This is a genomic window from Sphingobacterium arenae, assembly GCF_014692505.1.
GTDB lineage: Bacteria > Bacteroidota > Bacteroidia > Sphingobacteriales > Sphingobacteriaceae > Sphingobacterium > Sphingobacterium arenae.
Window position 1 is genome coordinate 1 of the sequence record NZ_JACNYK010000012.1, and the last position, 1,925, is coordinate 1,925.

Sequence of the window (1,925 nt, forward strand, 5' to 3'; positions counted from 1 at the left end):
GATAATTTTTGGGAAATGGGCGAGACAGGGCCGTGTGGTCCGTGTTCTGAAATCCATTATGATATGCGGACGGCTGAAGAGCGGTCGGCCGTACGGGGCCAGGATCTTGTCAATGCGGACGATCCCCAGGTTATCGAGGTATGGAACCTGGTTTTTATCCAGTTCAACCGGCTGAAGAATGGCGAGCTGGAGCCGCTGCCTGCGAGGCATGTAGACACAGGTATGGGGTTTGAACGTCTGGTACGTGCGATTCAGGGGAAGACGTCAAATTACGACACCGATGTTTTCCAGCCTATGATACAGTTTATCGCTGAACGGGCGGGCACCGCATACGGTGCCGACGAAAAGACGGATATCGCCATGCGTGTACTGTCTGATCATATACGTGCGGTAAGTTTTGCGGTAGCGGACGGACAGCTTCCGTCGAACAACAAGGCGGGGTATGTTATCCGGCGTATCCTGCGCCGTGCGGTACGCTATGCCTATACTTTTCTTGGCTTCAGAACCCCGTTTATCAACGAGCTGGTACCACTTTTGGCCAAGCAATTTGAGGGCGTGTTCGATGAACTCATCCAACAGCAGAGCTTTGTGCAGAAAGTCGTGCTGGAAGAGGAGGTTTCGTTTTTACGTACGCTGACCACAGGTATACAGCGTTTTGAGAACTACATTGCAGACCACGGGGTAGTTGATGGACATTTTGCCTTTGAACTGTTTGATACGTATGGCTTTCCAATAGACCTTACCGGTCTGTTGGCACGGGAGAAAGGGCTGCATGTAGATATGGACGGTTTCCAGCGCGCCCTGCAGCAGCAGAAAGAACGTTCGCGCGCCGCCACTTCAATCGATACAGGGGACTGGGTCACTGTAACCGAAGGGGATGAGACGGATTTTGTGGGATACGATAACTTGGAAGCCCCTACACAAATTTTAAAATATAGAAAGGTAACCGCAAAGGGAAAGCACCAATATCAGCTTATCCTCTCGGTTACACCGTTTTATGCCGAAGGCGGAGGGCAGGTAGGGGATTCAGGCATCCTGATTTCCGAGGTTAACGAAAAAGTCTATATTACGGATACCAAAAAGGAAAACGGCCTGATCGTCCATTTTGTGAACGAACTTCCGCCTGTGCTGGCCGGAGATTTCAGAGCGATCGTGGATAAGCAGAGACGACTTGATTCGGAAAGCAACCACTCGGCTACGCACCTGTTGCATGCTGCCTTAAGGCAGGTATTGGGAAATCACATCGATCAAAAGGGATCTCTGGTCTCTCCGGATATCCTGCGTTTTGACGTTTCACATTTTGCGAAGATTACACCGGAAGAACAAAAACAGGTGGAGGATATCGTCAATGCAAAAATAAGGGAGAATATCCGGCTGAAAGAAGAACGCCAGGTGCCGTATAAGGAAGCGATAGATGCCGGGGTGCGGGCGCTTTTTGGTGAGAAATATGGTGATTATGTACGCATCATCACTTTTGATGATGCCTTTTCCAAGGAGTTGTGTGGCGGTACGCATGTACGGCATACGGGTGAAATTGGTTTTTTCAAGATTATCTCCGAATCAGCGGTGGCTGCAGGTGTACGACGTATAGAGGCGATTACGGGGTCCAAAGCAGCATCTGTTATCCGGGAACAGTTTGAGCTGGTGGATAAGATGCGGGAGCTGATGAATAGCCCGAAAGATTTTGTCTCTACGGTAGAGAAGGTGCTGAACGAGAATCAGGAATTGAAAAAAGCAATCGAAAACCATATCCGTGAAAAATCGCTGCAGCTGAAAAAGGAGTTGGAAGCGAAAGTGGAGCAGCTGGATGGGGTCAATTTTTTATCACTGATCGTTGACCTTCCTAATACGGATGCGGTGAAAACATTGGCTTATGCTTTGAAAGGAGGGTTGGAGAACGCGTTCGTTGTTTTGGGCGCGGATAT

The 1,925-nt window shown here is 49.4% G+C and carries 1 protein-coding gene; it reads left to right on the forward strand.

Going from position 1 to position 1,925, the window contains the following annotated elements:
* Positions 1-1,925: alanine--tRNA ligase (gene alaS / locus H8B17_RS20470; protein ID WP_190311101.1), on the forward strand; the 1,925-nt coding region annotated here is incomplete at both ends.